Below are 24,049 nucleotides of genomic sequence, written 5' to 3' on the forward strand. Positions count from 1 at the left end.
CCCGTGGCGGACGTGATCGAGGTCGGGGCGGCGCGTGGTGACGCGCCGCCCCCGGCGGCTGGCGCCGCCCGCCGGGGCACCCGGCCGGGCCGGGCCGGACGGGCCACGCCGTACCTGTTCCTCGCGCCGTACCTGCTGCTGTTCGGGGTCTTCGGCCTGCTGCCGATCCTGCTCGGTCTCTGGCTCAGCGTGCACCAGTGGGACTTCCAGCTGCCCAACCGGCCTTTCGTCGGGCTGGACAACTACGCCGAGCTGTTCTCCAGCGAATCGGCCGTCTACGGCGACTGGTGGCAGAGCGTACGGGCGACGGCGGTCTTCACCGTCTTCGCGGTGCCGCTGCTGGTGGTCGTACCCCTCGGGCTGGCGCTGCTGCTGAACCGCTCGTTCCCCGGCCGGACCTTCTTCCGGGCGGTCTACTTCGCGCCGTACGTGCTGGGCGTGGCGGTGATCGGCCTGCTCTGGCGTTTCCTGCTCGACGCGAACCTGGGCCTGGTGAACCGGCTCGCCGGCATGGTCGGGCTGCCCGCCGACACCCCGTGGGTGACGGACGTGCCGTGGGCGTGGGTCTCGTTGGTGGGGGTGACCGTCTGGTGGACCTCCGGCTTCAACGCCGTGATCTACCTGGCCGGGCTCCAGGACATCCCGCAGGAGCTGTACGAGGCGGCGAAGGTGGACGGCGCGAGCGCCTGGGAACGGTTCCGGCACGTCACGCTCCCCGGGCTGCGTCCCGTGCTGCTCTTCGTGATCACCACGACCGTGCTCGCCTCGGCGAACGTGTTCGGTCAGTCGTTCCTGATCACCCAGGGTGCGCCGGGCACGGAGACCCGCACGGTGGTCTGGTTCATCGTCGAGGAGGGGCTGCGGGACAACGACGCGGGCCGCGCCGCCGCGATGAGCATCGTGTTCGCCCTGATGCTGGCGGTCGTGAGCATCGCCAACTTCCGCCTCTTCCGCTACCGGGAAGACTGAGGGGACCGCCATGACGACGCCCACGCGCACCACGCGCGCCCCCGAGCCGGGCCGGGTCGGTGTCCCGGCGGCCGGGCGCGCGCCGGGTACCGCGCTGCGCCGGACCGCGCTCTACGCCACCCTGGTCGCGCTCGCCCTGGTCTTCCTGCTGCCGCTGGTGTGGATGGTCATCACCTCGCTGAAGACCTACACCGGGGCCCAGCAGATCCCGCCGACCTGGCTGCCGGAGCCGATCTCCGGGTACGGCTACGAGCAGATCCTGAACAACTCGGCCAACCCCGTGCTGCGCTGGTTCGCCAACAGCATGCTGGCCGCCACCGCGCACGCGCTGCTGGTGCTGGCGACGGCCTCGATGGCCGCGTACGCCCTGGCCCGGATGCGCTTCCGCGGCCGTGGGGTGTTCTTCGCGCTGATCGTCGGGACGCTGTTCATCCCGCCCACCTCGCTGATCATCCCGAACTTCCTGATCGTCGACGAGCTGAACTGGATCGACACCCTGACCGTGGTGATCGTCCCCGGGGCGGCGAGCGCGTTCGGGGTGTTCTTCCTGCGGCAGTTCTTCCTCTCCCTCCCCCGGGAGCTGGAGGAGGCCGCGGTGCTGGACGGGGCCAACCAGTGGCAGATCTTCTGGCGGGTGGTGCTGCCGCTGTCCCGGCCGGCGCTGGCCACGCTGGCGGTGCTGTCGTTCCTCACCAACTGGAACGATTTCCTCTGGCCGATCTTCGTGCTGTTCAGCCCGGAGACGCTCACCCTGCCGCCGGGCCTGGGCCTGCTCCAGGGCGCCTACGTCACCGACTACCCGGTGATCATGGCGGGGGCGGTGCTGGCCAGCGTGCCGGTGCTGGTCCTCTTCGTGCTCGCCCAGCGGCACATCATCCAGGGCGTCTCCCGCAGCGGGCTGAAGGGATGACGGTCGGAACGACCCGGCGGCGCGGCGCGGCGGCGGTGTTCGCCGCCGCGCTGTTCGCCGCCGGGTGCGGTGGTGGAGAAGAACCTTCGAACACGGGAGACGACGCGCGCATGTTCACCAACCCGGTCGTACGCACCGACGCGCCCGACCCGCAGGCGATCCGGGTGGGCGACACCTGGTACCTGTTCCACACCAACGCCGGTGGCCGCAACGTCCCGGTGCTCACCTCCCGGGACCTGGTCGACTGGACCCCGGCCGGGGACGCGCTGCCGGAACTGCCGGCCTGGGCGGACGCCGGGAAGACCTGGGCGCCCAAGGTGATCGAACTGGCCCCGGGCCGGTTCGCGCTCTACTACACCGTCGCCGGGCGCGAGTCGGGGCGGCAGTGCGTCGGGCGGGCCGTGGCGAGCGCGCCGCAGGGGCCGTACCGGGACGACTCGACCGGCCCGCTGATCTGCCAGGCGGAGCTGGGCGGCGCGATCGACGCCAGCCCGTTCCGGGACGCCGACGGCAGCCTCTGGCTGCTGTGGAAGAACGACGGCAACGCCATCGGGGTGGACACCTGGATCTGGTCGCAGCGCCTCTCGGACGACGGGCTGCGCCTGGTCGGCGAGCCGACGAAGCTGCTGAAGCAGACCGAGCCGTGGGAGGGCACCCTGATCGAGGGCCCGTTCCTGCACCGCCACGACGGCAGGCTGTTCCTGTTCTTCGCCGCCAACGCCTACGACCGCGCCGAGTACGCGGAGGGCTACGCGATCTGCGAGTCGCCCGCCGGGCCGTGCGTGAAGGCCCCGGAGAACCCGATCCTGAAGACCAACGAGGTCGCCTCCGGGCCGGGGCACGCCTCGATGGTGGTCAACGACGGGCGCACCTGGCTGCTCTACCACGCCTGGCCGCCGGGCCAGGAGGGCACGGTCGACCCGGGCCGCCAGGTCTGGCTCGACGAGGTCGTCTGGACCGACGGCAAGCCCGTCGTCAAGGGCCCGACGGCGGGGCCGCAGCAGAGGCCCTGACCGGGACCTTCCGGAAGGCGGCCAGCCCGGAGGACCGCACGCACGACCCGGAGACAGCGACAGCGCGGCACCCGACAGATCGGGTGCCGCGCTGTCCTCGTACACCGGGGAAAGCGCGACCGAACCGCGGCGGGCGACCCCGGAGGGGTTTCCGGGGAGCCCGGCCTGCGCAGGGATCAAGCCTGACCGCCCGGAGCGGGCCGGGCTCCCGGAAACCCCACCCCGCGACCAGCCGGATCAGACGGAAGCCGGTTCCCGGGAGTCGGCGGACGAGGAACGCCGGGCGAGGCGGTTGCGGCGGTAGCCGTAGCCGAAGTAGATCAGGACGCCGAGCAGCATCCACGCGGCGAACCGCAGCCAGGTCTCCACCGACAGGTTCAGCATCAGGTAGAAGCAGGCCAGCGCCGAGAAGACCGGCAGCACCGGGGAGAACGGCACCCGGAACGGCCGGTCGAGGTCCGGGCGCTTGCGGCGCAGGATCGGCACCGCGACGGAGACCAGCACGAACGCCGCGAGCGCGCCGATGCTGACCAGGTCAGCCAGGGCCGACAGCGGCAGGAAGCCGGCGAGCAGCGCGACCGCCACCGTCATGACGGCCGAGATCCGGTACGGGGTGCCCCAGCGCGGGTGCACCCTCGCGATCGACGGCGGGATCAGCCCGTCGCGGCTGATGGCGAAGCCGATCCGGCCCATGGCCACCAGGTCGACCAGGATCACGCTGGTCAGGCCGGCGACGGCGGCGATCGAGACGAGGATGCCGGCCCACTCGGCGCCGACCGCGTTGAAGGCCGCCGCGATCGGGGCGCCCCGGTCGATCTGGTCGTACGGGACCATGCCCACCACGACCAGCGAGACGCCGATGTACAGCACGGTCGAGATCAGCAGCGTGCCGAGCAGGCCGAGGGTGAGGTCCCGGCGGGGGCGCTTCGTCTCCTCGCCGAGGTTGGCCACAGCCTCGAAGCCGGTGTACGCGAAGAAGACCACGGCGGCGGCACTGAGTACGCCCACGAAGCCGAACACCGAGGGCTCCAGGCCGAAGAGCGCCTGGGTGACGGGCTGCTTGATGCCGTCCTCGCTGCCGTCGGCGGGCTCCGCCGGCGGGATGAACGGGGTGAGGTTGGCGGCCTTCACGAAGAACAGGCCGGCGACCACGATGAAGACGCAGATGGCGACCTTGACCAGCACCAGCAGGTTGGTCACCCGGGCGGACTCGCGGATGCCGACGATCGCCACGACGCCGAGCAGCAGCACGATGCCGATCGCGCCGACGTTGACGACGCTGCCCTCCTCGCCGAACCAGGCGGTGGGCAGGCCGACGAGTTCGGCCAGGTAGCCGGACCAGCCGCGCGCCACCACCGCCGCGCCGAGGGCGAACTCCAGCAGCAGGTCCCAGCCGATGATCCAGGCGACGATCTCGCCCATGGTCGCGTACGCGTAGGTGTAGGCGCTGCCGGCGGCCGGCACGCTGGAGGCCAGCTCGGCGTAGCAGAGGGCGGCGAGCAGGGCGACCAGGCCGGCGATGGCGAACGAGATCACCACGCCGGGTCCCGCGCTGTCGCGGGCCTCGATGCCGGTGAGCGTGAAGATGCCGGTGCCGATCACGATGCCGATGCCGAAGCCGGTGAGGTCGCGGGCGCCGAGCCGTCGTTTCAGGCCGGGTCCGCCGTCCTCGCCGTCGGCTTCGCTCTGCGCGATCACGTCCCCGATCGGTTTGGTACGCAGCACGGACACCGCCGTCACCCCTCCCACCGTCCGGACCACCCCTGTGGCGGCCGGTGACCGGCGATGCTACCCAGCGTGAGCCCTCCTCAATCCTGACGATCTCGGGCCAATCGGGCCGACACCCGGCGTGCGCGGTCCAGCACCCTGCGCGCCGTGGCCCCGGCCACAGGGACGAGCGGACGTGGACGGACGGATCGATCCCGTCCAGACTCTTGCGCAGAGCCGTGAGGTGTGAAAATTTCCTACCAGCGGCAGATTGTCAACGGCGAATCTTGCCGTCTGTGCCGCGATGAACCCCTGACACGGGAGCCCCAACGAAGGGACACACCGCATGAAGGCAACTCGGCTCGGAGCCGCCGGGCTGGCCGCCGCACTGCTCGGCGCGCTCGTCGCCGCCACCCCGGCGAGCGCGGCGCCCGACGCGGCGACCACCGCCGCCTCCACCACCACCTGCGTCACCGACCCGGCCACCCCGAAGCGGCAGTTCCGGGCCATGTGGATCTCCTCGGTCGTCAACATCGACTGGCCGAGCAAGGCGTCCCAGACCGCGCCCGACCGCATCGCCGCGCAGCAGGCGGAGTACCGCCAGCTGCTCGACCTCGCCGAGCGGCTCAACCACAACGCCGTGGTCGTCCAGGTCCGGCCGACCGCCGACGCGCTCTGGCCGTCGCCCCACGAGCCCTGGTCGGAGTACCTGACCGGGGTGCGTGGCGAGAACCCGGGCTGGGACCCGCTGAAGTTCGTGGTCTCCGAGGCGCACAAGCGCAACCTCGAGTTCCACGCCTGGTTCAACCCGTACCGCATCTCCATGCCCGCCCCGGGCGGCGCCGGCGCCGACATCAACCAGCTCGCGCCGAACCACCCGGTGCGCGAGCACCCGGAGTGGACCTTCGCCTACCCGCCGGCCGGGGTCGCCGGCAGCCGGCTGTACTACAACCCCGGCATCCCGGAGGTCCGCGAGTTCGTGCAGACCGCGATGATGGACGCGGTCAAGCGGTACGACGTCGACGGCGTGCACTTCGACGACTACTTCTACCCCTACCCGAGCGGCACCCACCAGGTGCCCGACGACGCCACCTTCGCGGCGCACAACCGGGGCTTCACCGACAAGGCCGACTGGCGGCGGGACAACATCAACCTGCTGATCCAGGAGATGAACGCCAAGATCAAGGCCGAGAAGCCGTGGGTGAAGTTCGGCGTCAGCCCGTTCGGCATCTGGCGCAACCAGTCGGCCGACCCGCTGGGCTCGGACACCACCGGCAGCCAGTCGTACGACATCATCTCCGCCGACACCCGCAAGTGGGTCAAGGAGGAGTGGATCGACTACATCGTGCCGCAGCTCTACTGGTACATGGGCCAGTACCCGGCCGCCGACTACACCCGGCTGGTGCCGTGGTGGGCGGACGTGGTCAAGGGCACCCGGGTGCAGCTCTACATCGGGCAGGCCGACTACAAGAGCGGTGACCCGGTCTACGGCTCGTTCTGGATGAACCCGCGGGAGCTGTCGAACCACCTGACGCTCAACCGGCAGTACCCGGAGGTCCTGGGCAACATCCACTTCTCGGCCGTTCAGGTGCGGGCCAACCGCCTCGGCGCGACCGACATCTACGCCGCCGAGCACTACTCCCGCCCGGCGCTGGTCCCGACCATGTCGCACCTGCCGAAGAAGCCGCTGCTCATGCCGGTGGTCACCAAGGCCGCGCGGCAGGACGACGGGGTCCGCCTGAGCTGGCTCCAGCCGGCCGACGGCGTGGGCCCGCTCGGCACCGCCACCTCGTACGCGATCTACCGCTTCGACGGGACCGGCCTGGCCGGCCGGTGCGACTTCGCCGACGCCGCGCACCTGGTCGACACGGTCCGCGCCGACGCGGGCACCCGGACCCAGTCCTGGGTGGACACGACGGCCGAGGCCGGCAAGCGCTACACCTACTACGTGACCGCGCTCGACCGACTGGCGAACGAGAGCCCGGCAAGCCCGCCGGCGTTCGTCCGCTGACGTCCGACCGAATGCCCCGGGTGCCCCTGGCACCCGGGGCATTCGTCTGTTTCAACGCCTGTCACTAATTGTCGGCGGGCACCACATCCCCCGGATCCCTCCATGATCCACACTGGTCGGCATTCCGGTGACCCGCCGGTAACCCCCGTCCCGCCCGCCATCCCCCGCGGAGGTAACCCGTGCCCAGACGCCTCACCACCCTGCTCGCCTCGGCCGCGCTCGCGATGCTCTTCGTCTTCGGGGTCTCCTCCCCCGCCGCCGCCGTCACGACCTCGCAGAAGCTCTCCGTCCTGTCCAGCTGGACCCAGACCAGCGCCACCAGCTACAACTCCTGGAACTCGGGCCGGCTGAACAAGGGCGCCTGGGCGGCGTACGAGTTCAACTGGTCGACCGACTACTGCTCGTCGAGCCCGGACAACCCGCTCGGCTTCAACTTCACGCTCTCCTGCTACCGGCACGACTTCGGCTACCGCAACTACAAGGCGATGAGCCGGTTCTCGGCGAACAAGGCCCGACTGGACAGCGCCTTCTACGCCGACCTGAAGCGGGTCTGCGCCACGTACAACAGCGTCGTGCGGCCCGCCTGCACCAGCCTCGCCTGGACGTACTACCAGGCCGTCAGCGCCTTCGGCTCGGTCGCCGCCGTGCAGCAGGCCGACATCGACCGCGCCGCCCGGATGAAGGCCGACGCCGAGCGCCGCGCCGCCCTGAGCCGCTGACCCACCCGTACCGCCCAGGGGTCCGCGTCCCCGCCCACCGGGTCGACGCGGGCCCCGACCGGCACGACGACGGACCCCGCCGTCAGGCGTGCCCCGTGTGGTGGCGGCACCGGTCGGGAGTGACGGTCTGGCGGGGCGCCACGTGGGCGTGCCCCGCGCCGAACCGCGCCGAGCCGGCCGCCAGGTCCGGGTGCTCGACGGCGAGGGCCAGCGCCGCCGCCTCCTCCAGCCCCAGCTCGGTCCCCTCGCCGTACGCGCCGTCGAAGGCCGCGTCGCCCAACTCCCGGCGCAGCTCCCCCTGCCGCTGCGCCCAGTACCCGTCGTAGATGCCCGGGGCGCAGCGCATGCTCGCCCGGGTCGCCCCCGCCGCGCCGAACAGGCGGGCCGCCGTCAGGCCGTCGCCGCCGGTCGCGCAGCGCACCGCCATCGCGTTCAACGTGTCGCAGGCCCGGCCGTGGAAGCCGTGGCTCATCCGCGAGCGGAGCGCCACCTGGAGGTGCTCGTGCGCGGCGACGAGGTCCCCACGCGCCAGGGCGACCATCCCGAGCAGCATGTCGACGGAGCGCCGCCCCCGCTCCACCGGCCGGGCCGCCTCCACCGGTCGCGCCGCGCCCAGCAGCTCTGCCGCCTCGTCCAGGGCGCCCCGCCGCCACAGCAGCTCGGCCAGGCTGAACACCCCGAAGAGCGCGTCGCCGAGCACCTCCTGGCCGGACGCCCAGTCGATCACCTCGCGGCAGATCCGCTCGGCCTCCGCGAACTGTCCCATGTCGACCAGCGGGGCGGCCCGCCCGGCGAGCACCCGGGCGAGCAGGCCCGCGTCGCCCGCCTGCCGGGCCGCCGCCTCCGCCCGCTGGGAGTAGCGCAGCTCCTCGGCGAACTCGCCGTCCGCGCCGGCGTGCAGCGAGTGCATGTGGTACGCCGCCGCCAGCTCGGCCTCCGGGATCCGCTCCCCCGTCTCGGCGATGCGCCCGTACAGCCGGAACAGCCAGAGCCGCCCCTCCCGGGCCAGGCCCCGCTCCCGCCACCACTGGTCGAGGCCCCCGGCCAGCCGCAGGCCGGCGCGGGCACTGCCGCCGGTGGCGCACCAGCGCAGCGCGGCCCGCAGCTCGCCGGCGAGCGGGTCGAGGGCGTAGAGCGACAGGGTCACCGGCCGCCCGTCCGGGCCCAGGTGCGCCCGTTCCAGCGCGTGCATCGACCACGCCACGTGCCGGTTGCGGGCCGACCGCTCCTCCCCCGCCTCCACCAGCCGCCGCGCCGCGTACGCCCGGATCGGGTCGAGCATCCGGTAGGTGCTGCCCGCGGCGTGCGGGTCGGCCAGCACCATCGACTTGTCGACCAGCACCGCGAGCGGATCGAGCGGATCGTCGCCGAGCAGCCACTCCACCGCCGCCAGGTCCACCGGCCCGGCGAAGACCGCCAGCCAGCGCAGCAGCCGGGCGGCCCGTGGCCCCAGCGTCCGGTACGACCAGGTGACCGTGGCCTGCATGGTCAGGTGCCGTTCGGTGGCGGAGCGCTGCACCGCCCGGACGGCCGGGCTGGGCGACGCCGTCCCCTCGGCCGCCGCCACCGGATCCACGCCGTCCTGCCGGTCGCCCGACGGGTCCGGCTCCGCCGGAGGCGGGTCCTCCCGCCCTGCGTCGAGGGTGCCCAGCACGTCGTCGAGACGCGCGGCGAGCTGACCGACGGAGAGCACCCGCAGCCGGGCGGCGGCCAGCTCGATGGCGAGCGGCAACCCGTCCAGCCGGCGCACCACCCGCCGCAGGTCGGCCGACTCCGCCGGGTCCGGGGGCCGGCCGCCCCGCGCCGCCGCCGTCCGGTCCAGCAGCAGCGCGACGGCGTCGCTCTCCGCCCCCTCGACCGGCGGGTCGACCGACAACGACGGGATCCGCCAGACCACCTCGCCCGGCAGGCCGAACGACTCCCGGCTGGTGGCGAGCACCCGGACGCCCACCCCGCCGGCGAGCAGCCGGGAGATCACGGCGGCCGAGGCCGCCGGCTGGGCGTCGCAGGTGTCCAGGAGGATGAGCATGCGGCGCGCGGCCGCGTACTCCACCAGTGTGTCCACCATCGGGCGGCCCGGCTCAGGACGCAGACCGAGCACGGCGGCGACCTCGAACGCCACCAGGCCCGGGTCGGTGACCGCGGCGATGTCGACGAACCAGACCCCGTCCGGATGGGACTCCACCAGGTCGACGGCGAGCTCCACGGCCAGCCGCGTCTTGCCCGCGCCACCCGCGCCGAGGACGGTGACCAGCCGGTGCGCCTCCACCAGCCGCCGCAGCTCGGCGAGCTCGGCGTCCCGGCCGACGAACGAGGTGACCGGGGTGGGCAGGTTGTGCGCGCTCGCGTCGGCGGTGCGGGGCCGCGGGAACTGCCGCTCCAGGCCGGGGGCGACGAGCTGGAAGAGCCGTTCCCGGTCGTCGAAGCCGCGCAGCCGGTGCAGGCCGAGGTCGACCAGGGACACGCCGGGCGGCAACGGCTCCACCTGCCGCGCCGTAGACGCCGAGCAGAGCACCTGCCCACCGTGGGCGGCGGCGGCGACCCGGGCCGCGCGGTGCACCTCCGGGCTGACGTACTCGCCGTCGCGCGGCTCCGCCCAGCCGGTGTGCAACCCCATCCGGACCCGGGGCACGGCGTCGGCGGTGGGCCACTCGTGGCTGGCCAGCGCCCGCTGGGCGGTCAGGCAGGCGGTCAGTGCGGCGGTCGCGTCGCCGAAGGCGAGGAAGAACGAGTCCCCCTCGGTCAGCAGCTCCGCGCCCTCGGTCGCGGCGATCGTACGGCGCAGCAGGCGGCGGTGCTCCCGCAGCACCGGCGGGTAGTCCGGCCCGAGCAGCTGGGCCAGCCGGGTGGAGCCCTCGATGTCGGTGAAGACGAAGGTCACCAACCCGCTCGGGAGATGGATCCGTGGCGACATGGTGGAACCTCCGCCCGTGACGTCGGACTCATGCTGCCTGATACCGGACCATCACGCATCGTGAGAACGGTCGGGCGGCTCCGGCCCCCGGGGAGCCGTCCGCCCCGGCTGGCCGGAGGGGTTGGGCCGGCGGACGTCGCGGCGGACGAGGAACCGGCCCGGACGGGCGGGGCGGACCGCCGGTCAGCAGCCGCAGCCGCCGCCGCAGCACCCTCCGCCGGCCGGCGCCGGCGCGCCACCGGCCGCACCGCCGCCCCGGCCGGTGACCGCGACGGTGGAGAGGAGCTTGACCGTGTCGGCGTGCCCCTGCGGGCAGGACGCCGGCTCAGCGGCCCGCGCCATCGGACGGTTGACCTCGAAGGTGTCGCCGCAGGCGCGGCAACGAAACTCGTACCGGGGCATGGCACCCAGGGTACGACCGGTCCTGACGTACGGGGGTACATGGGTGATACTCAACTTGTGGTGGACGGCGAGGACAGGAAGACCCTTCGGCCCCTGCGGCCGGCGGCACCCATCGACGGGCCGCTCGCCGAGTCCGGCGCCGTGCCCGGGCCCGCGACGCGGTTGCCGCGTCCCCGCCGCCCCTGGCTGAGATCCACCTCCACGGAGGACACGAAGCCGGCCGCCGAAGCGAAGCCAGCCGAAGCGAGGCCGGCCGACAAGCCAGTCGCCACGAAGCCGGCGGAAGAGCCCACCGCCGAGGCGAAGCCAGCCGAGAAGGCGAAGCCAGCCGAGAAGGCGAAGCCAGCCGAGAAGGCGAAGCCAGCCGAGAAGGCGAAGCCAGTTGAGAAGGCGAAGCCGGTTGAGAAGGCGAAGCCGGTTGAGAAGGCGAAGCCGGCCGCAGGGCCCGCCACCGAGACGAAGCCGGCCACGGCCGCGAAGCCGGACGAGCCTGCCGCCACCACGGCCGCGCAGCCGGACGACAGGAGCGCCCCCGACACGAAAGCCTGCGGCGCGGCCGGGAAGCCGGCCACCGCGACCTCGGCCACGGGAGCGGCGGCCACCGGGAGCGGGGCGAAGGACGGTGACGGTGACGGCGCCGAGTCGGGCGCGGGCGACCTCGCGCAGACGAAGGTCGACGTGCCCGCCACGAAACCGGCCGCCGGGCCCCGCCGCCGCCGGGTGCAGTTCGCGCACGCCGTACGCCGGCCTCCGCACCGCGTCGCGATCGCCGCCGCCCGCGCCACGCGGGACTGGTCGCGGCGACCCAGCGGGCGACTCACCCTGCCCGGGGTGTTCCTGCTCGCCCTGGTCGCGGCGACGGCTGCGGCGGGCGCGCTGCTGGTGCCCGCGACGGCCCGGGGAACCCGGCCGGTCGCGGTCGACGCCACCTCCCCCGCCCCGACCACCGACCCGCAGGCGCCGCTGCCCGGCGGGACGCCACCGCCCGGCGGGATGCCACTGCCCACCCAGACGGCGCTGCCGCCCGGCACGGCGCCGACCGGCCCGGTCGTCGGCGGTTCCACCGGTCGGCCGTCGGACGCGCTGGCCGGCTGGGCCGCCCAGGTCGGGCCCAAGGTCGGCATCTCGCCGGTGGCCATGCAGGCGTACGGCTACGCCGAGGTGGTGCTCGCCCAGACCAACCGCAGCTGCGGGCTGAGCTGGACCACGCTGGCGGCCATCGGGTTCGTCGAGTCGGGGCACGGTCAGGCCAACGGCGCGACGCTCCGCCAGGACGGCAAGGCGCTGCCCGAGATCATCGGCCTGCCGCTCGACGGGCAGGGCGGCCGGATGCGCATCCCCGACACCGACCGCGGCGTGATGGACAAGGACCCGGTCCTCGACCGGGCGGTCGGGCCGATGCAGTTCATCCCCACGACCTGGCAGGAGATCGGGGCGGACGCCGACAACGACGGCGTCAAGGACCCGCACGACCTGGACGACGCCGCCCTCGCCGCCGGCAACTACCTCTGCAAGGGCGGCCGGAACCTCACCATCCCGGCCGACTGGTGGAACGCGATCCTGTCCTACAACGACGTCCGCCGCTACGCCCAGGACGTCTACGACACCGCCAACCGGTACGGACAGGCCAGCCGCACGTGAAGTGATCGTCCGCGTACATTGGAGAACTGGACACTTCCCCCGGGCAGCGGTTAGCGGCAAGCTAGACGGGTGATGGTGCGCGAGTGGGACCCCAGGACCGCGTCGTCCGCCGAGATCGCGTCGCTGCTGGACACGCTGAACGCGGTCCTGGCGGCCGATCTGCCGCAGGATCCGCCGTGGCGGGAGAGCTCCATGCGGGAATACCTCGCCGAGGTCATGCCCGGCGAACGGCGGATCTCCTGGGTCGCCCAGACGGAACCGGCGGCCGACGGCAGCCCGGGGGCGATCCTGGGCCACGTGCACGTGCTGCTGCTCGGCGACATCGGCGTGCTGGAGGTGCTGGTCCACCCGTCGGCGCGGCGTACGGGCCTCGGCCGGGACCTCGTCCTGACCGCCGCCCGGCGGGTCTACCAGGAGGGCTTCCAGTCGATCGGGGTGGAGGTGGTCGGCGACACGCCGGCCGTCGCCTTCTACGAGTCGCTCGGCTTCTCCAAGGAATACGTCGAGACCCGCAGCGTGCTGGACCTGTCCGGGGTGGACTGGGCCGAGCTGGCCGAGATGGCCACCGGCATCGGCGCGGGCTACCACCTCCAGTTCCACCCGGGCGGTCCGCCAAACGAGCTGATCGAGGCGTACGCCCGGGCCAAGGCGGAGGTGCGCGACGTCGAGGACGGCGAGCTGCGCCCCAGCTCCTACGACCCGGAGCGGCTGCGCGACAGCCTGGACTGCCTGCACCGGCGGGGCATGAAGCCCTACATCGTGCTCGCCCTGCACGAGCAGACCGGCGAGGTGGCCGGGCTGACCGAGGTGGTCGTGCCGGTCCAACATCCCACCCGCGCCGACCAGTACGACACGATCGTCGTGCAGGACCACCGGGGCTACGGCATCGACCGGGCGATCAAGGCCCGGATGCTGATGGAACTGCGCTCGGCCGAGGCGGAGCTGACCGAGGTGCAGACGTGGAACGCGCAGGCCAACGAGGCCATGCTCAAGGTCAACGCCGAGCTGGGCTACCGTCCGGACCGCGAATGGTGCGAATACAGCATCGACGTGGCTGAGCTGGTGCACCGCCTCGACGCCGGACGCTGACCGGAACGTTCACGAATCCGTCCGCTGGGGGATGGACGGCGGTCAGCAGCGACCCTTAACGTGCGTTAGTTCCCCGTCCACCCATCGTGGAGGCCTTATGCGCCCGCGCCGCACTCTTGCCGCGCTCGCGACCGCCACCGCCGCCGTGACCGTCACGGCCGTCGGCGTCGCACCCACCGCGGCCAGCGCCGCGCCCACCGACCTCTTCATCTCCGAGTACGTCGAAGGCTCGTCGAACAACAAGGCGATCGAGCTGTTCAACGGCACGGGCGCCGCCGTCGACCTGGCCGCCGGCGGCTACCAGCTCCAGTTGCACTTCAACGGCTCCACCACGCCGACGAACCTGGCCCTCACCGGCACCGTCGCGGCCGGGGACGTCTTCGTCCTCGCCGCCGCCTCGGCCGCACCGGCCATCCTCGACCGGGCCGACCAGACCACCGGCGCCAGCCTGTTCAACGGCGACGACGCCATCGTGCTGCGTCGCGGCGGCACCGTGCTCGACTCGATCGGTCAGGTCGGCGTCGACCCGGGCACCGAGTGGGGCACGGGCGTCACCAGCACCGCCGACAACACGCTGCGCCGGTCGGCCGCCGTGACGTCCGGCGACACCGACCCCTCCGACGCGTTCGACCCGGCCGCACAGTGGGCCGGCTTCCCCGTCGACACGTTCGACGGCCTCGGCACGCACGCCGTCGACGGCGGCGGGCCGGTCGACGCGCCCGCCACGCTCGCCTGCGGCCCGGCCCTGGTGACCCCGGCCGGCACGGCGGCCACCCGGGAGGTCACCGCCACCGACACCGACGACCGCATCGTCGACCTGGCGGTCACCTCGGTCAGCCCGACCCCGGCCACCGGCTCCGTCAGCCGCTCGGCGGTCACCCCCGCCGACGCGGTGGGCGGCACCGCCCGGGCCACGGTCGCCACGAGCGCCGACCTGGCCGCCGGGGCGTACACCGTGGTGCTGACCTCCACCGACGCGGACGGCGGCACCGCCACCTGCACGCTGGCCGTGCAGGTGACCCGGGAGCTGACCGTCGGCGAGGTGCAGGGCCCGACCACCGACGCCGAGTCCGGTCCCGCCGACCGGTCGCCGCTCGCGCCGGCCACGGGCAACGGGACCAGCAGCACGCTGTACGACGTACGCGGCGTGATCACCCAGCGCACCCTGGCCCGCGACTCGTCGGGCCGCGACCAGCACGGCTTCTTCCTGCAGAGCCGTTCCGACGCCACCGACGGCGACCCGACCAGCTCGGACGGCATCTTCGTCTTCATGGGCTCGTTCACCTCGCTGATCGGCGGCTACGTGCCGACGGTCGGCGACGAGGTGGTGCTGCGCGCCCGGGTCTCCGAGTACTTCAACTTCACCCAGCTCTCCGGGGCGTCGCTGGTGGGCCGGATCGCCTCCGGCGTGGACGTGAACGCCGAGGTCGAGGTGACCGACGCGGTGCCGCCGGTCGACCTGGCGGCGGCCCAGCGCTTCTTCGAGCGGCACGAGGGCGCCCGGCTGCGCGTACGCGCCGGCAGCGGCGCGGTGAGCGGGCGCAACGTCTTCGCCTCCACCGCCGACGCCGAGATCTTCGTGATCGACCGGGACGACCCGCTGCTCGACCGCGCCGACGCGTACGCCCGCCGGGTGTTCCGGGACGCGCACCCGCTGGACAACGACCCGACCCGCCGCTTCGACGACGGCAACGGGCAGCGCGTCCTGCTCGGCAGCATGGGCGTCAAGGGCAGCACGGGTGACAGCGCCGCGCTGCTCCCGCCCGCGCGCACCTTCGACACGCTGACCGCCGACGCGGTCGGCGGGCTCTACTACTCGTTCGAGAAGTACGGCGTGCAGGTCGAGGCGGCCGCGTTCACCGGCGGGGCCGACCCGTCGACGAACAACCCGCCGAAGCCGGCCAACCGCTCGGAGGAGGTCGCGGTCGCGACCTACAACGTCGAGAACCTGTACGACTACCGCGACGACCCGTTCGACGGCTGCGACTTCGCCGGCAACGCCGGCTGCACCGGGGTGCGCCCGCCGTTCGACTACGTCCCGGGCAGCGAGCAGGAGTACCGCGAGCAGCTCGTCGCGCTGGCCGACCAGATCACCACCGACCTGCACTCCCCCGACCTGATCCTGGTGCAGGAGGCCGAGGACCAGGACATCTGCTCGGTCTCCGGCACCGAGCTGGTCTGTGGCAGCACGGACAACGCCGACGGCGCGCCGGACAGCCTCCAGGACCTGGCGCTGGCCATCGCCGCCGCCGGTGGCCCGGCCTACCAGGCCGCGTACGACCGGACCGGCGCGGACGCCCGGGGCATCACCGCGGCGTTCCTGTTCCGCACCGACCGGGTGTCGCTGGCGGCGCCCACCGCCGCCGACCCGCTGCTGGGCTCGGCGCCGACCGTCGAGTACCGGGGGGCGGGGCTGCCGGGCAACGCGGACGTGCAGAACCCGAAGGCGCTCAACGCGGTGCTCCCCGCCGACGTGGACACCTCCACCGGCAAGGACGGAAACAACGTCTTCACCCGCGCCCCGCAGCTCGGCAAGTTCACGGTCGCCGCCGCGCCCGGCTCCGCCGAGCGGTACACGCTGTGGGCCGCGAGCAACCACTACTCGTCCGGGCCGGACAGCCGGGTCGGGCAGCGCCGGGAGCAGGCCGCGTACGGCGCCGCGATCGTCACCGCGATCGAGGCGTCGGACCCGCACGCGCGGGTGGTCTATGGCGGGGACCTGAACGTCTTCCCCCGCCCCGACGACCCCATCGCCACGGCGGCCGACCCCACCCCGTCGGACCAGCTCGGGCCGCTGTACGAGGCGGGCATGCGCAACCTCTGGGACGACCTGCTCGCTGACGCGCCGTCGTCGGCCTACTCGTACAGCTTCGAGGGGCAGGCGCAGACGCTGGACCACCTGTTCGTGAACGGCGCGCTGCACCGGGACCTGGTGCAGATGCGGGCGGCGCACATCAACGCCGACTGGCCGGCCGACCACGCGGCCGACGGCAGCCGGGGTTCCAGCGACCACGACCCGCAGGTGGCCCGCTTCCGCTCCCGGGCGTCGCTGAGCGTCGGCGACGCGTCGGTGGTCGAGGGTGACCGGGGCACCCGGCCGCTGACCTTCACGGCCACCGTCTCGCGCCCGCTGTCGCAGCCGGTGCTGCTCTGCGCCGCCACGTACGGCACCACGGCCCAGGCCGGCGCCGACTACGACCCGTACGTCGGATGCAAGGTCCTGGCGGCGGGGCAGACGTCGCTGGACTTCCCGGTGACCGTGCGCGGTGACCGGAAGCGGGAGGCGGACGAGAAGGTGAACCTGGTGGTGGCCGGCGTGCCGGGCCTGCGCCTGGCGGACCCCCTCGCCGTGGGCACCATCACCGACGACGACTGACGTCGCACCGGAGCACGCCCCGACGGCCCGCCGCCCAGGAGTTCCCCGGGTGGCGGGCCGTTCGCTCACCACGGAGAGCGTGGGTCGGGCAGCCCCGGCGGTGGGGAAACGCGCGGCGGTGGGGGTACGCGCGGTGGCGGGGGCACGCTGCGGTACTTCGCCACCCGCACCTCCCACTGACTGCGCCGTCGCATGGCGTCGCGGACCCTGCGGTCGCGGTAGAACGTCTCCGGCGGGCGGGCCAGCCCGTAGACGTCCGCCCACCACTCGCCCGGCTCGGGGTCGAGAATGGTGTCCAGGTGCGAGGGATAGCGACGCCCCGCCCCGTCCCGGGTGTCCTGCCAGTCCCGCATCGGCTTCAACACCCGCCCGAACTCGTCGACGACGGCCAGCCGGAATCCGGCGACCCCGATGATGCGGCGCAGGAGCAGGATGCTCGGCACCAGCCGGCCCGCCTCGATCCGCCCGACGGTGGAGTGGTTCACCCCGGCCCACCGGGCCAGCTCCCGCTGGCTGAGGCTGGCGTACCGCCGCACCGCCCGGACGATGCCCGCAGCTGGCCACGGCGTGTCGAACGGTTCGGTCAACACCACCGACGGCTCACGCGAGCCCAACGCGGCGGCCCCAGCACCCGGCACGGCGGCTTCAGAGCCCGGCACGGCGGAGCCCGACGTGGCGGCGGAGCCGGGCGCGATGGCGGAGTCCGGCCCGGCGGCAGAGCCCGGCTTGGAGGCAGAGCCCGGCACGGCGTCGGGACTAAGGGGCCGGCCTCTCGCCGGTTCTGCGGGTAGGGCGGTCATCCGGCCACGCTCCCCCGCTGCCGCGCCCTCCCGCAATCCCATCCGCGCCACCTGTGGATAACCCAGCCGCCTGTGGAAAAACCACTACCCGACGCCACACCGCAGCAGGCCGGCCTCGCCCGCTGAATGGTGACTCACAGCAACAGAAGTGATATCCCGCCCAATTTCTACTCTGCGTAATTGCATCCTTCACCTCGAAGCGGCTCTCAGCGACCCCACCAATGAGCAAAACGGCCTGGCCAGCAGTTTTATCTTCCGGCTCGCTGAGGAGCCGCCCAACTCCGCGCGCCCTTTGCTCTGCAGCCATATACGCAACAGTCACCGTGGGTTGCCGGTGCGTAAATGGATGCAGAGCAAAGCGTCCGAGGGACACTGACCTTCGCGCGCAGCGGTATCACTTAAAGTGACGAACGTTCGACCGTTTCCGGCGAGCAAGGTCGCGAGCCTCCACTCGCACCAAGTGCCGGGCAGCGACGATGAGGTGGACCACCAACACCCGAGCCTGCTGGCGAGGCATCGAAAGCGCCCCGCCGGCAGCAGCAAGCACCAGCGCAGAGCCCGCCGGCTCGGCCCGGCCCGGAACGGCTCGGGCGGCTCGGGCGGCTCGGGGCGTCCGTTCAGGCCGGCAGCGACGAGTTGACGAGCCCGGGCAGGGGTGCCGGGCGGACGGAGTTGCGGGTCGGGCAGGGGCGGCGGTCAGTAGCGCTGGCGGAGGAGTTGGGCGGCCTCGACCGCCCAGTAGGAGAGGATGATCTGGGCGCCTGCCCGGCGGATCGAGGTGAGCGTCTCCAGCATGACCCGCTCCCGGTCGATCCAGCCGTTCGCGGCGGCCGCCTCGACCATCGCGTACTCGCCGGAGACCTGGTAAGCGGCGACGGGCACGTCCACCGCCGCACGCACGGCCGCCACCACGTCGAGGTACGGCAGGGCCGGCTTGACCATCACCATGTCGGCGCCCTCGGCGACGTCCAGCTCGACCTCGCGCAGCGACTCCCGCAGGTTCGCCGGGTCCTGCTGGTAGGTGCGCCGGTCGCCCTCCAGCGCCGACTCCACCGCGTCGCGGAACGGGCCGTAGAAGGCCGAGGCGTACTTGACGGCGTACGCCAGGACGGCCACGTCCTGGTGGCCCGCGGCGTCGAGCGCCCGGCGTACCACCGCGATCTGGCCGTCCATCATCCCGGACGGCCCGACCACCCCGACCCCGGCGGCGGCCTGGGCGACCGCCATCTCGGCGTACGCCTCCAGCGTGGCGTCGTTGTCCACGTCGCCGCCGGGGGTGAGCAGGCCGCAGTGCCCGTGCGAGGTGAACTCGTCCAGGCAGAGGTCGCTCATCACCACCGTGGCGTCGCCCACCTCGGCGACGACGTCGCGGATCGCGACGTTGAGGATGCCGTTCGGGTCGATCCCGCCGGACCCGGTGGGGTCCCGCCGCTCCGGCACGCCGAAGAGCATGATGCCGCCGACGCCCGCCTGGACCGCCTCGGCCGCGGCCTTGCGGAGCGAGTCCCGGGAGTGCTGGAGCACCCCCGGGAGCGACGCGATCGCCCGCGGTTCCGTCAGCCCCTCCTTGACGAACATCGGCACGACCAGTTCGGCCGGGTCGACGCGGGTCTCGGAGACCAGCCGCCGGATGGCCGCGTTGCGGCGCAGCCGGCGGGGCCGGATCTCGGGGTACGGCATCACGGACCTCCTGCTACGACTAACGGAACCGCAGGGCGGTCGGCCCCTGCACCTTCGAGCCGCGGCGCTGCTTCGCCGGCATGGCGGCGAGCTTCTCGCGCAACTCGACGGCGTAGGCGGCGAGCGCCTCGACCAGATCGGGGACCGAGGCGTGCGGCGGCTGGACGTCGACCCGCAGGCCGAACTCCGTCGCGGTCTCCGCCGTCTTGGGCCCGATCACTGCAACGACGGTACGGGCGTGCGGCTTCCCCGCGATACCCACGAGATTGCGCACCGTGGAGCTGGACGTGAAGAGCACCGCGTCGAAGCCACCCGACTTGATCGCGTCCCGGATCTCGGCGGGCGGCGGGGCGGCCCGGACCGTCCGGTACGCGGTCACGTCGTCGACCTCCCAGCCGCGCTCGGTGAGCCCGGCGGCGAGGGTCTCGGTGGCGATGTCGGCGCGCGGCAGCAGCACCCGACCGACCGGGTCGAGGATCTCGTCGTGCGGCGAGAACTCGGCCAGCAGCCCGTCGGAGGACTGCTCGCCCGACGGGATCAGCTCGGGCTGGATGCCGAACGCGCGGACGGCGTCGGCGGTCGCCTCACCGATACAGGCGATCTTGACGCCGCCGAAGTGCCGGGCGTCCAGGCCGTGCTCGGCGAACTTCTCCCAGACCGCGCGGACCGCGTTGACGGAGGTGAAGATCACCCAGGCGTACCGGCCGTCGACCAGGCCCTTAACCGCCCGCTCCATCTGGGCGGGGGTACGCGGCGGCTCGACCGCGATCGTCGGCACCTCGCAGGGGATGGCCCCGTACGCGCGCAGCCGCGCGCTCATCACGCCGGCCTGCTCCTTGGTGCGGGGCACGAGGACCTTCCAGCCGTACAGCGGCCGGTTCTCCCACCAGCTCAGCTTGTCGCGCTGGCCCACGCCCTCGCCGACGGTGAGCACCACCCGGCCGGTGAAGCCGAGCGCCGCCGCGACGAACGAGTCGACGGTCGAGGTGGTGGTGTACTGCGTCTCGCCGGTGCCGTCCCCGGTCACCCCCACGCCGGTGGTGCCCTCCACGCCGGCGGCGAGCAGCCCGTCGCGGATCGCGGCGAGGTCACCGGCGTCCACGGCCAGGGCCAGCGAGCCCCGGCGTACGGCGGCGGCCAGCGCGTCGAAGTCCAGCGTGCCGACGTCCTCGACGTCGGCGGCCGTCCGTACGCCCGGCAGCGGCACGCCCGCGTAGGTCGCCACCCCCTCGGCCTGGCCGACGCCGGGCACCACCTCGAAGTGCGCGGCGGTCCGCGCGACCGCCTGCACCTCCTTGACGACCGAGTCGTGGCCGAACGGGTCGCCGGCGACCAGGTGCACCGCGTTCAGCCCGGAGCGGGCCGCCGAGATCAGCACCTTCGCCACGTCACCCGGCGCGCCCTCCGCCGGCGTGAACTCGGCGTCGGACCTGGCCTGGGCGCGCACGGCGTCGAGCAGCGACTCGGGGACTCCCCGGTCGTACACCACCTGGTCGGCGTCGACCAGGGCGTCGTGCGCCCGGCGGGTCAGCAGGCCTGGGTCGCCGGGACCGGCCCCGACGAAGGCGATGCGGCCTACGGGCTTACGGGTGCGGGTCATTCTGTGCTCCCAAATTGCTGGGTCCCCGGGCCGGCGTGTCCATCGTGGCCGAGGATCGAGTCGGCGCCGAGGTCGAGGAGTTCGGCGGCGAGTGCCTTGCCGATCTCCGCCGCGTCGGCGGGCGTTCCGGTGCGGGACAGCCGGAGGTCTCTCGTACCGTCCGGACTGATCACCGCCCCGCGCAGATAGATCTCCTCGCCGGCGTCGCCCTCGGCGAGTTCGGCGTAGGCGGCGACCGGGGCGGAGCACCCGGCCTCCAGGGTGGCCAGCAGCGCCCGCTCCGCGACGACCGCGGCGTGGGACGGTGCGTGGTCGAGCACGGCGAGCAGCTCGACCAGGTCGGTGTCGTCGGCCCGGCACTCCACCGCCAGGGCACCCTGGGCGGGCGCGGGCAGCATCAGCATCGGGTCGAGCGTCTCGGTGATCACATCGGTCCGCCCGAGCCGGGCCAGCCCGGCCCGGGCCAGCACGACCGCGTCGAGGTCGGCCTCCGGGCCGAGCACCCGCGCGAGGCGGCTGTCGACGTTGCCGCGGATCGGGGTGACCTCCAACTGCATCCCGAGGGCGTGCAGCTGGGCGATGCGGCGCAGCGCGCCCGTACCCACGGTCGCGCCGGAGGGCAGCTCGGTGAGGGTACGGCCGTCCCGGGCGACCAGCGCGTCCCGCGGGTCCTGCCGGGTCGGCACCGCCGCGACGTGCAGTCCGGCCGCCGCCGCGGTGGGCAGGTCCTTGTAGGAGTGCACCGCGAAGTCGATCGTGCCGGCGGTCAGCGCGTCACGCAGGGCGGAGACGAAGACGCCGACGCCGAGCCGGTGCACCGGCGCGGCCGAGCGGTCGCCGGCGGTGACCACCTCGACCAGCTCGACGGGCCGGCCGGTCGCGGCGGTCAGGGCCTCGGCGACGTGGCCGGACTGGGCCATGGCCAGTTTGCTGCCACGGGTACCGAGGCGCAGGGGCGTGCTCATCGCTCACCTCCGATGGGCGGGACGTCGGCGGAGCGCGTCGACGGCGGAATGTCGGCGAGGCCGACGGGCGGCGGAACGTCGGCGAGCCCGAACGGCAGCGTGGCGTCGGCGAGCCCGAACGGCGGCGCGGCGTCGCCGGCCCCGATGTCGGGGACGTTGTCGACGGGCGAGGTCTGCGGCACCTGGAGGTCGAACAGCTCGCGCAGCAGGGCCGCGTACTGGTCGCCGCCGGGCTCGGCCGCCAACTGGCGGACCCGCACGGTCGGCTGGTGCAGCAGCCGCTGCACGACCCGGTGCACCGTACGGGCCACCTCGGCGCGCTGGTCGTCGGTGAGGTCCGGGCGGCGCTGGGCGAGACGGCGCAGCTCGGCGCCCACCACGTCGTCGGCACGGCCGCGCAGGGCCGCCACCGTCGGCGCCACGTCGGCGCCGCGCAGCCAGGTGAGGAAGGCGTCGACCTCGCCGACCACGATCCGCTCGACGGCAGCGGCGTCGGTGGCGGCGGGCCCGTCGGCGAGCAGCGCCGCCATCCGGTCGATGTCGATGACCTCGACGCCGGGCAGCTCGGCGACGCCGGCCTCCACGTCGCGCGGCACGGCCAGGTCGAGCAGGACCAGGGGCCCCCGGTCGGGGTCGCGCCGGGCGAGCGCCCGGGTCACCACCTCACGGGTGAGGACCGCTTCGGCGGCCGCGGTGGCGGCCACTACGATGTCCACTGTGGAGAGCACGGTGGTCAGCTCCGCCATCGGCGTCGCGCCGGCCCCGTACGCCTCGGCCAGCCGGACGGCGCGGTCGGTGCCCCGGTTGGTGACGGTGAGCGGCCCGGCGCCCAGCCGGGACAGCGTGGCGACGCCCAGCGACCCCATCGCGCCCGCACCGACCACGAGCGCGGGACGGCCGGCGAGGTCGCCGTCGAGGTGCCCGGCGGCCAGCTCCAGCGCGGCGGTCACCACGCTCTGGCCGGCCCGGTCGATCCCGGTCTCCGCGTGCGCCCGCTTGCCGACCCGCAGCGCCTGCTGCATCAGCTCGTGCAGCAGCCGCCCGGCGGTGTCGGCCCCGGTCGCGGAATGGTAGGCGTCCCGGAGCTGGCCGAGGATCTGCGCCTCGCCGACCACCATCGAGTCGAGCCCGGCGGCGACCCGGAAGACGTGGTCCACGGCGGCGGCGTCGAAGTGCACGTAGAGGTGGTTGGCGAGCGCGGCGGGCTGGCAGCCGGCCTGCTCGGCCAGCACCGCGCAGATGTCGCCGAGGCCGCCGTGGAAGCCGGACACGGCGGCGTAGACCTCCACCCGGTTGCAGGTGGAGACGATCACGGCCTCGGTCACGTACGGCTGGGCGACCAGCCGGTCCAGGGTGCGGGTGAGGTCCGCGGGGCCGACCGCGAGCTGCTCCAGCGTGGCGACGGGAGCGGTGCGGTAGGACGCGCCGACGACGAGCAGTTTCACGTGCCGATCGCCTCCTGCGGGTCGGTGACGGCGAGCCCCCCGGGCAGGGCGGTGAGGGCGGACCCACCGGTGGCGGGGAGCGCGGTCAGCGATGCCTTGCGGTGCTCGTGGAAGGACAGGATCTGCAGCTCGATGGCGAGATCGACCTTGCGCAGGTCGACCCCCTCCGGGACCGAGAGTACGCACGGGGCGAAGTTCAGGATGCTCGTCACACCGACGGCCACGAGCTGGTCGGCCACCGCCTGGGCGGCCGAGGCGGGGGTGGCGATCACGCCGATGGCGATGGCCTCCTCGACGGCGACCCGGGGCAGCTCGTCGATGTGCCGCACGACCAGCCCGTTGATCTCCTCGCCGACCCGCGCGGTGTCGGCGTCGAAGAGCGCGGCGATCCGGAAGCCGCGGCTGGCAAAGCCGTCGTAGCCGGCGAGGGCGTGACCGAGATTACCCACCCCGACCAAGGCGACGGCCCGCCGCTGGGTGAGCCCGAGCACGTACTCGATCTGGTCGATCAGCAGCGCCACGTCGTAGCCGACGCCACGGGTGCCGTACGAGCCGAGGTGCGAGAGGTCCTTGCGGAGCTTCGCGGAGTTCACGCCGGCGGCGCTGGCCAGACCCTCGCTGGACACGGTCTCGTGGCCGGTTTCGGCGAGATTGTGCAGGGCACGGAGGTATTCCGGGAGCCGCGCGACGGTCGCCTCCGGCAGATCCGGGAGCGCCGGTACGGCACCGGCGCGGCCGGGCGCGCCAGGGTGACGGTGCTGACTCATGAGACTCCGTGCGGTGCGATCCTCGGCCAACTCCACCGGCC

General features: G+C 73.5%; 17 protein-coding genes. 8 read left to right on the top strand and 9 right to left on the bottom strand.

Annotated elements, in window-relative coordinates:
• The first annotated feature begins 3 nt into the window (after positions 1-3).
• Genes ACTMS2_RS16035 through ACTMS2_RS16045 form a run of 3 tightly spaced genes read left to right on the top strand, consistent with a single transcriptional unit; the run spans position 4 to position 2,892 of the window.
• Positions 4-969, top strand: coding sequence for a carbohydrate ABC transporter permease (locus tag ACTMS2_RS16035; protein ID WP_363896685.1), 966 nt, complete (start codon positions 4-6; stop codon positions 967-969).
• Between the two features lie 10 nt (positions 970-979).
• Positions 980-1,879: a carbohydrate ABC transporter permease gene (locus tag ACTMS2_RS16040; RefSeq protein ID WP_088998245.1), complete on the top strand. Its 900-nt coding sequence runs from the start codon at positions 980-982 to the stop codon at positions 1,877-1,879.
• Positions 1,876-2,892 carry a glycoside hydrolase family 43 protein gene (locus tag ACTMS2_RS16045; RefSeq protein ID WP_441176077.1) on the top strand — a complete coding sequence of 339 codons (1,017 nt, stop codon included), beginning with the start codon at positions 1,876-1,878 and terminating at the stop codon, positions 2,890-2,892. The genes ACTMS2_RS16040 and ACTMS2_RS16045 overlap by 4 nt, the downstream gene beginning before the upstream one ends.
• A 237-nt stretch (positions 2,893-3,129) precedes the next feature.
• Here ACTMS2_RS16045 and ACTMS2_RS16050 read toward each other — a convergent pair whose 3' ends face one another.
• Positions 3,130-4,632, bottom strand: a complete 1,503-nt coding sequence (locus tag ACTMS2_RS16050; RefSeq protein WP_441176078.1) for an amino acid permease — start codon at positions 4,630-4,632, stop codon at positions 3,130-3,132.
• A 313-nt stretch (positions 4,633-4,945) separates the two neighbouring features.
• Between ACTMS2_RS16050 and ACTMS2_RS16055 the strand changes: the two genes are divergently transcribed.
• Together ACTMS2_RS16055 and ACTMS2_RS16060 are read left to right on the top strand one after the other, a co-directional pair.
• On the top strand, positions 4,946-6,610 hold the full coding sequence (locus tag ACTMS2_RS16055; RefSeq protein ID WP_441176079.1) for a glycoside hydrolase family 10 protein: 1,665 nt from the start codon (positions 4,946-4,948) through the stop codon (positions 6,608-6,610).
• Positions 6,611-6,789: 179 nt separating this feature from the next.
• The gene (locus ACTMS2_RS16060) at positions 6,790-7,329 is read left to right on the top strand and encodes a phospholipase (protein ID WP_441176080.1); all 540 of its coding nucleotides are present in this window, start codon (positions 6,790-6,792) and stop codon (positions 7,327-7,329) included.
• 82 nt (positions 7,330-7,411) lie between these two features.
• Here the strand turns inward: ACTMS2_RS16060 and ACTMS2_RS16065 are convergent, their stop codons facing one another.
• On the bottom strand, positions 7,412-10,243 hold the full coding sequence (locus ACTMS2_RS16065) for an ATP-binding protein (RefSeq protein WP_441176081.1): 2,832 nt from the start codon (positions 10,241-10,243) through the stop codon (positions 7,412-7,414).
• A 183-nt stretch (positions 10,244-10,426) separates the two neighbouring features.
• Complete coding sequence (locus ACTMS2_RS16070; RefSeq protein WP_101412874.1) at positions 10,427-10,645, bottom strand: FmdB family zinc ribbon protein; 219 nt, start codon at positions 10,643-10,645, stop codon at positions 10,427-10,429.
• A gap of 39 nt (positions 10,646-10,684) precedes the next feature.
• Between ACTMS2_RS16070 and ACTMS2_RS16075 the strand changes: the two genes are divergently transcribed.
• The 3 genes from ACTMS2_RS16075 to ACTMS2_RS16085 all read left to right on the top strand — a co-directional run bounded on the left by ACTMS2_RS16075 (position 10,685) and on the right by ACTMS2_RS16085 (position 16,751).
• On the top strand, positions 10,685-12,286 hold the full coding sequence (locus tag ACTMS2_RS16075; RefSeq protein WP_441176082.1) for a lytic murein transglycosylase: 1,602 nt from the start codon (positions 10,685-10,687) through the stop codon (positions 12,284-12,286).
• 72 nt (positions 12,287-12,358) lie between these two features.
• Positions 12,359-13,375, top strand: coding sequence for a GNAT family N-acetyltransferase (locus ACTMS2_RS16080; protein WP_441176264.1), 1,017 nt, complete (start codon positions 12,359-12,361; stop codon positions 13,373-13,375).
• 97 nt (positions 13,376-13,472) lie between these two features.
• On the top strand, positions 13,473-16,751 hold the full coding sequence (locus ACTMS2_RS16085) for a lamin tail domain-containing protein (protein WP_441176083.1): 3,279 nt from the start codon (positions 13,473-13,475) through the stop codon (positions 16,749-16,751).
• Between the two features lie 65 nt (positions 16,752-16,816).
• Here ACTMS2_RS16085 and ACTMS2_RS16090 read toward each other — a convergent pair whose 3' ends face one another.
• From ACTMS2_RS16090 to ACTMS2_RS16115, 6 genes are all read right to left on the bottom strand, one after another.
• Positions 16,817-17,341 (bottom strand): helix-turn-helix domain-containing protein, encoded by a 525-nt coding sequence (locus tag ACTMS2_RS16090; RefSeq protein ID WP_441176084.1) that lies wholly within the window; start codon positions 17,339-17,341, stop codon positions 16,817-16,819.
• A gap of 906 nt (positions 17,342-18,247) precedes the next feature.
• The gene (gene hemB, locus ACTMS2_RS16095; protein ID WP_441176085.1) at positions 18,248-19,231 is read right to left on the bottom strand and encodes a porphobilinogen synthase; all 984 of its coding nucleotides are present in this window, start codon (positions 19,229-19,231) and stop codon (positions 18,248-18,250) included.
• A 19-nt stretch (positions 19,232-19,250) separates the two neighbouring features.
• Positions 19,251-20,831, bottom strand: a complete 1,581-nt coding sequence (locus ACTMS2_RS16100; protein ID WP_441176086.1) for a uroporphyrinogen-III synthase — start codon at positions 20,829-20,831, stop codon at positions 19,251-19,253.
• A complete protein-coding gene (hemC, locus tag ACTMS2_RS16105; RefSeq protein WP_441176087.1) occupies positions 20,828-21,796 on the bottom strand; it encodes a hydroxymethylbilane synthase in 969 nt (322 codons plus the stop codon). The genes ACTMS2_RS16100 and hemC overlap by 4 nt, the downstream gene beginning before the upstream one ends.
• The gene (locus ACTMS2_RS16110) at positions 21,793-23,241 is read right to left on the bottom strand and encodes a glutamyl-tRNA reductase (RefSeq protein WP_441176088.1); all 1,449 of its coding nucleotides are present in this window, start codon (positions 23,239-23,241) and stop codon (positions 21,793-21,795) included. Before ACTMS2_RS16110 ends, hemC begins: the two co-directional genes overlap by 4 nt.
• A complete protein-coding gene (locus tag ACTMS2_RS16115; protein ID WP_357713603.1) occupies positions 23,238-24,008 on the bottom strand; it encodes a redox-sensing transcriptional repressor Rex in 771 nt (256 codons plus the stop codon). The genes ACTMS2_RS16110 and ACTMS2_RS16115 overlap by 4 nt, the downstream gene beginning before the upstream one ends.
• Positions 24,009-24,049: the final 41 nt, after the last annotated feature.

This window comes from Micromonospora sp. SD12 (genome assembly GCF_052068495.1).
Taxonomy (GTDB): domain Bacteria; phylum Actinomycetota; class Actinomycetes; order Mycobacteriales; family Micromonosporaceae; genus Micromonospora; species Micromonospora echinofusca.

Coding starts and splice junctions, on each gene's coding strand:
- ACTMS2_RS16040 (WP_088998245.1), top strand. CDS start 980: ATGACGACGCCCACGCGCACCACGCGCGCCCCCGAGCCGGGCCGGGTC.
- ACTMS2_RS16045 (WP_441176077.1), top strand. CDS start 1,876: ATGACGGTCGGAACGACCCGGCGGCGCGGCGCGGCGGCGGTGTTCGCC.
- ACTMS2_RS16055 (WP_441176079.1), top strand. CDS start 4,946: ATGAAGGCAACTCGGCTCGGAGCCGCCGGGCTGGCCGCCGCACTGCTC.
- ACTMS2_RS16065 (WP_441176081.1), bottom strand. CDS start 10,243: ATGTCGCCACGGATCCATCTCCCGAGCGGGTTGGTGACCTTCGTCTTC.
- ACTMS2_RS16070 (WP_101412874.1), bottom strand. CDS start 10,645: ATGCCCCGGTACGAGTTTCGTTGCCGCGCCTGCGGCGACACCTTCGAG.
- ACTMS2_RS16075 (WP_441176082.1), top strand. CDS start 10,685: ATGGGTGATACTCAACTTGTGGTGGACGGCGAGGACAGGAAGACCCTT.
- ACTMS2_RS16080 (WP_441176264.1), top strand. CDS start 12,359: ATGGTGCGCGAGTGGGACCCCAGGACCGCGTCGTCCGCCGAGATCGCG.
- ACTMS2_RS16085 (WP_441176083.1), top strand. CDS start 13,473: ATGCGCCCGCGCCGCACTCTTGCCGCGCTCGCGACCGCCACCGCCGCC.
- hemB (WP_441176085.1), bottom strand. CDS start 19,231: ATGCCGTACCCCGAGATCCGGCCCCGCCGGCTGCGCCGCAACGCGGCC.
- ACTMS2_RS16100 (WP_441176086.1), bottom strand. CDS start 20,831: ATGACCCGCACCCGTAAGCCCGTAGGCCGCATCGCCTTCGTCGGGGCC.
- hemC (WP_441176087.1), bottom strand. CDS start 21,796: ATGAGCACGCCCCTGCGCCTCGGTACCCGTGGCAGCAAACTGGCCATG.
- ACTMS2_RS16115 (WP_357713603.1), bottom strand. CDS start 24,008: ATGAGTCAGCACCGTCACCCTGGCGCGCCCGGCCGCGCCGGTGCCGTA.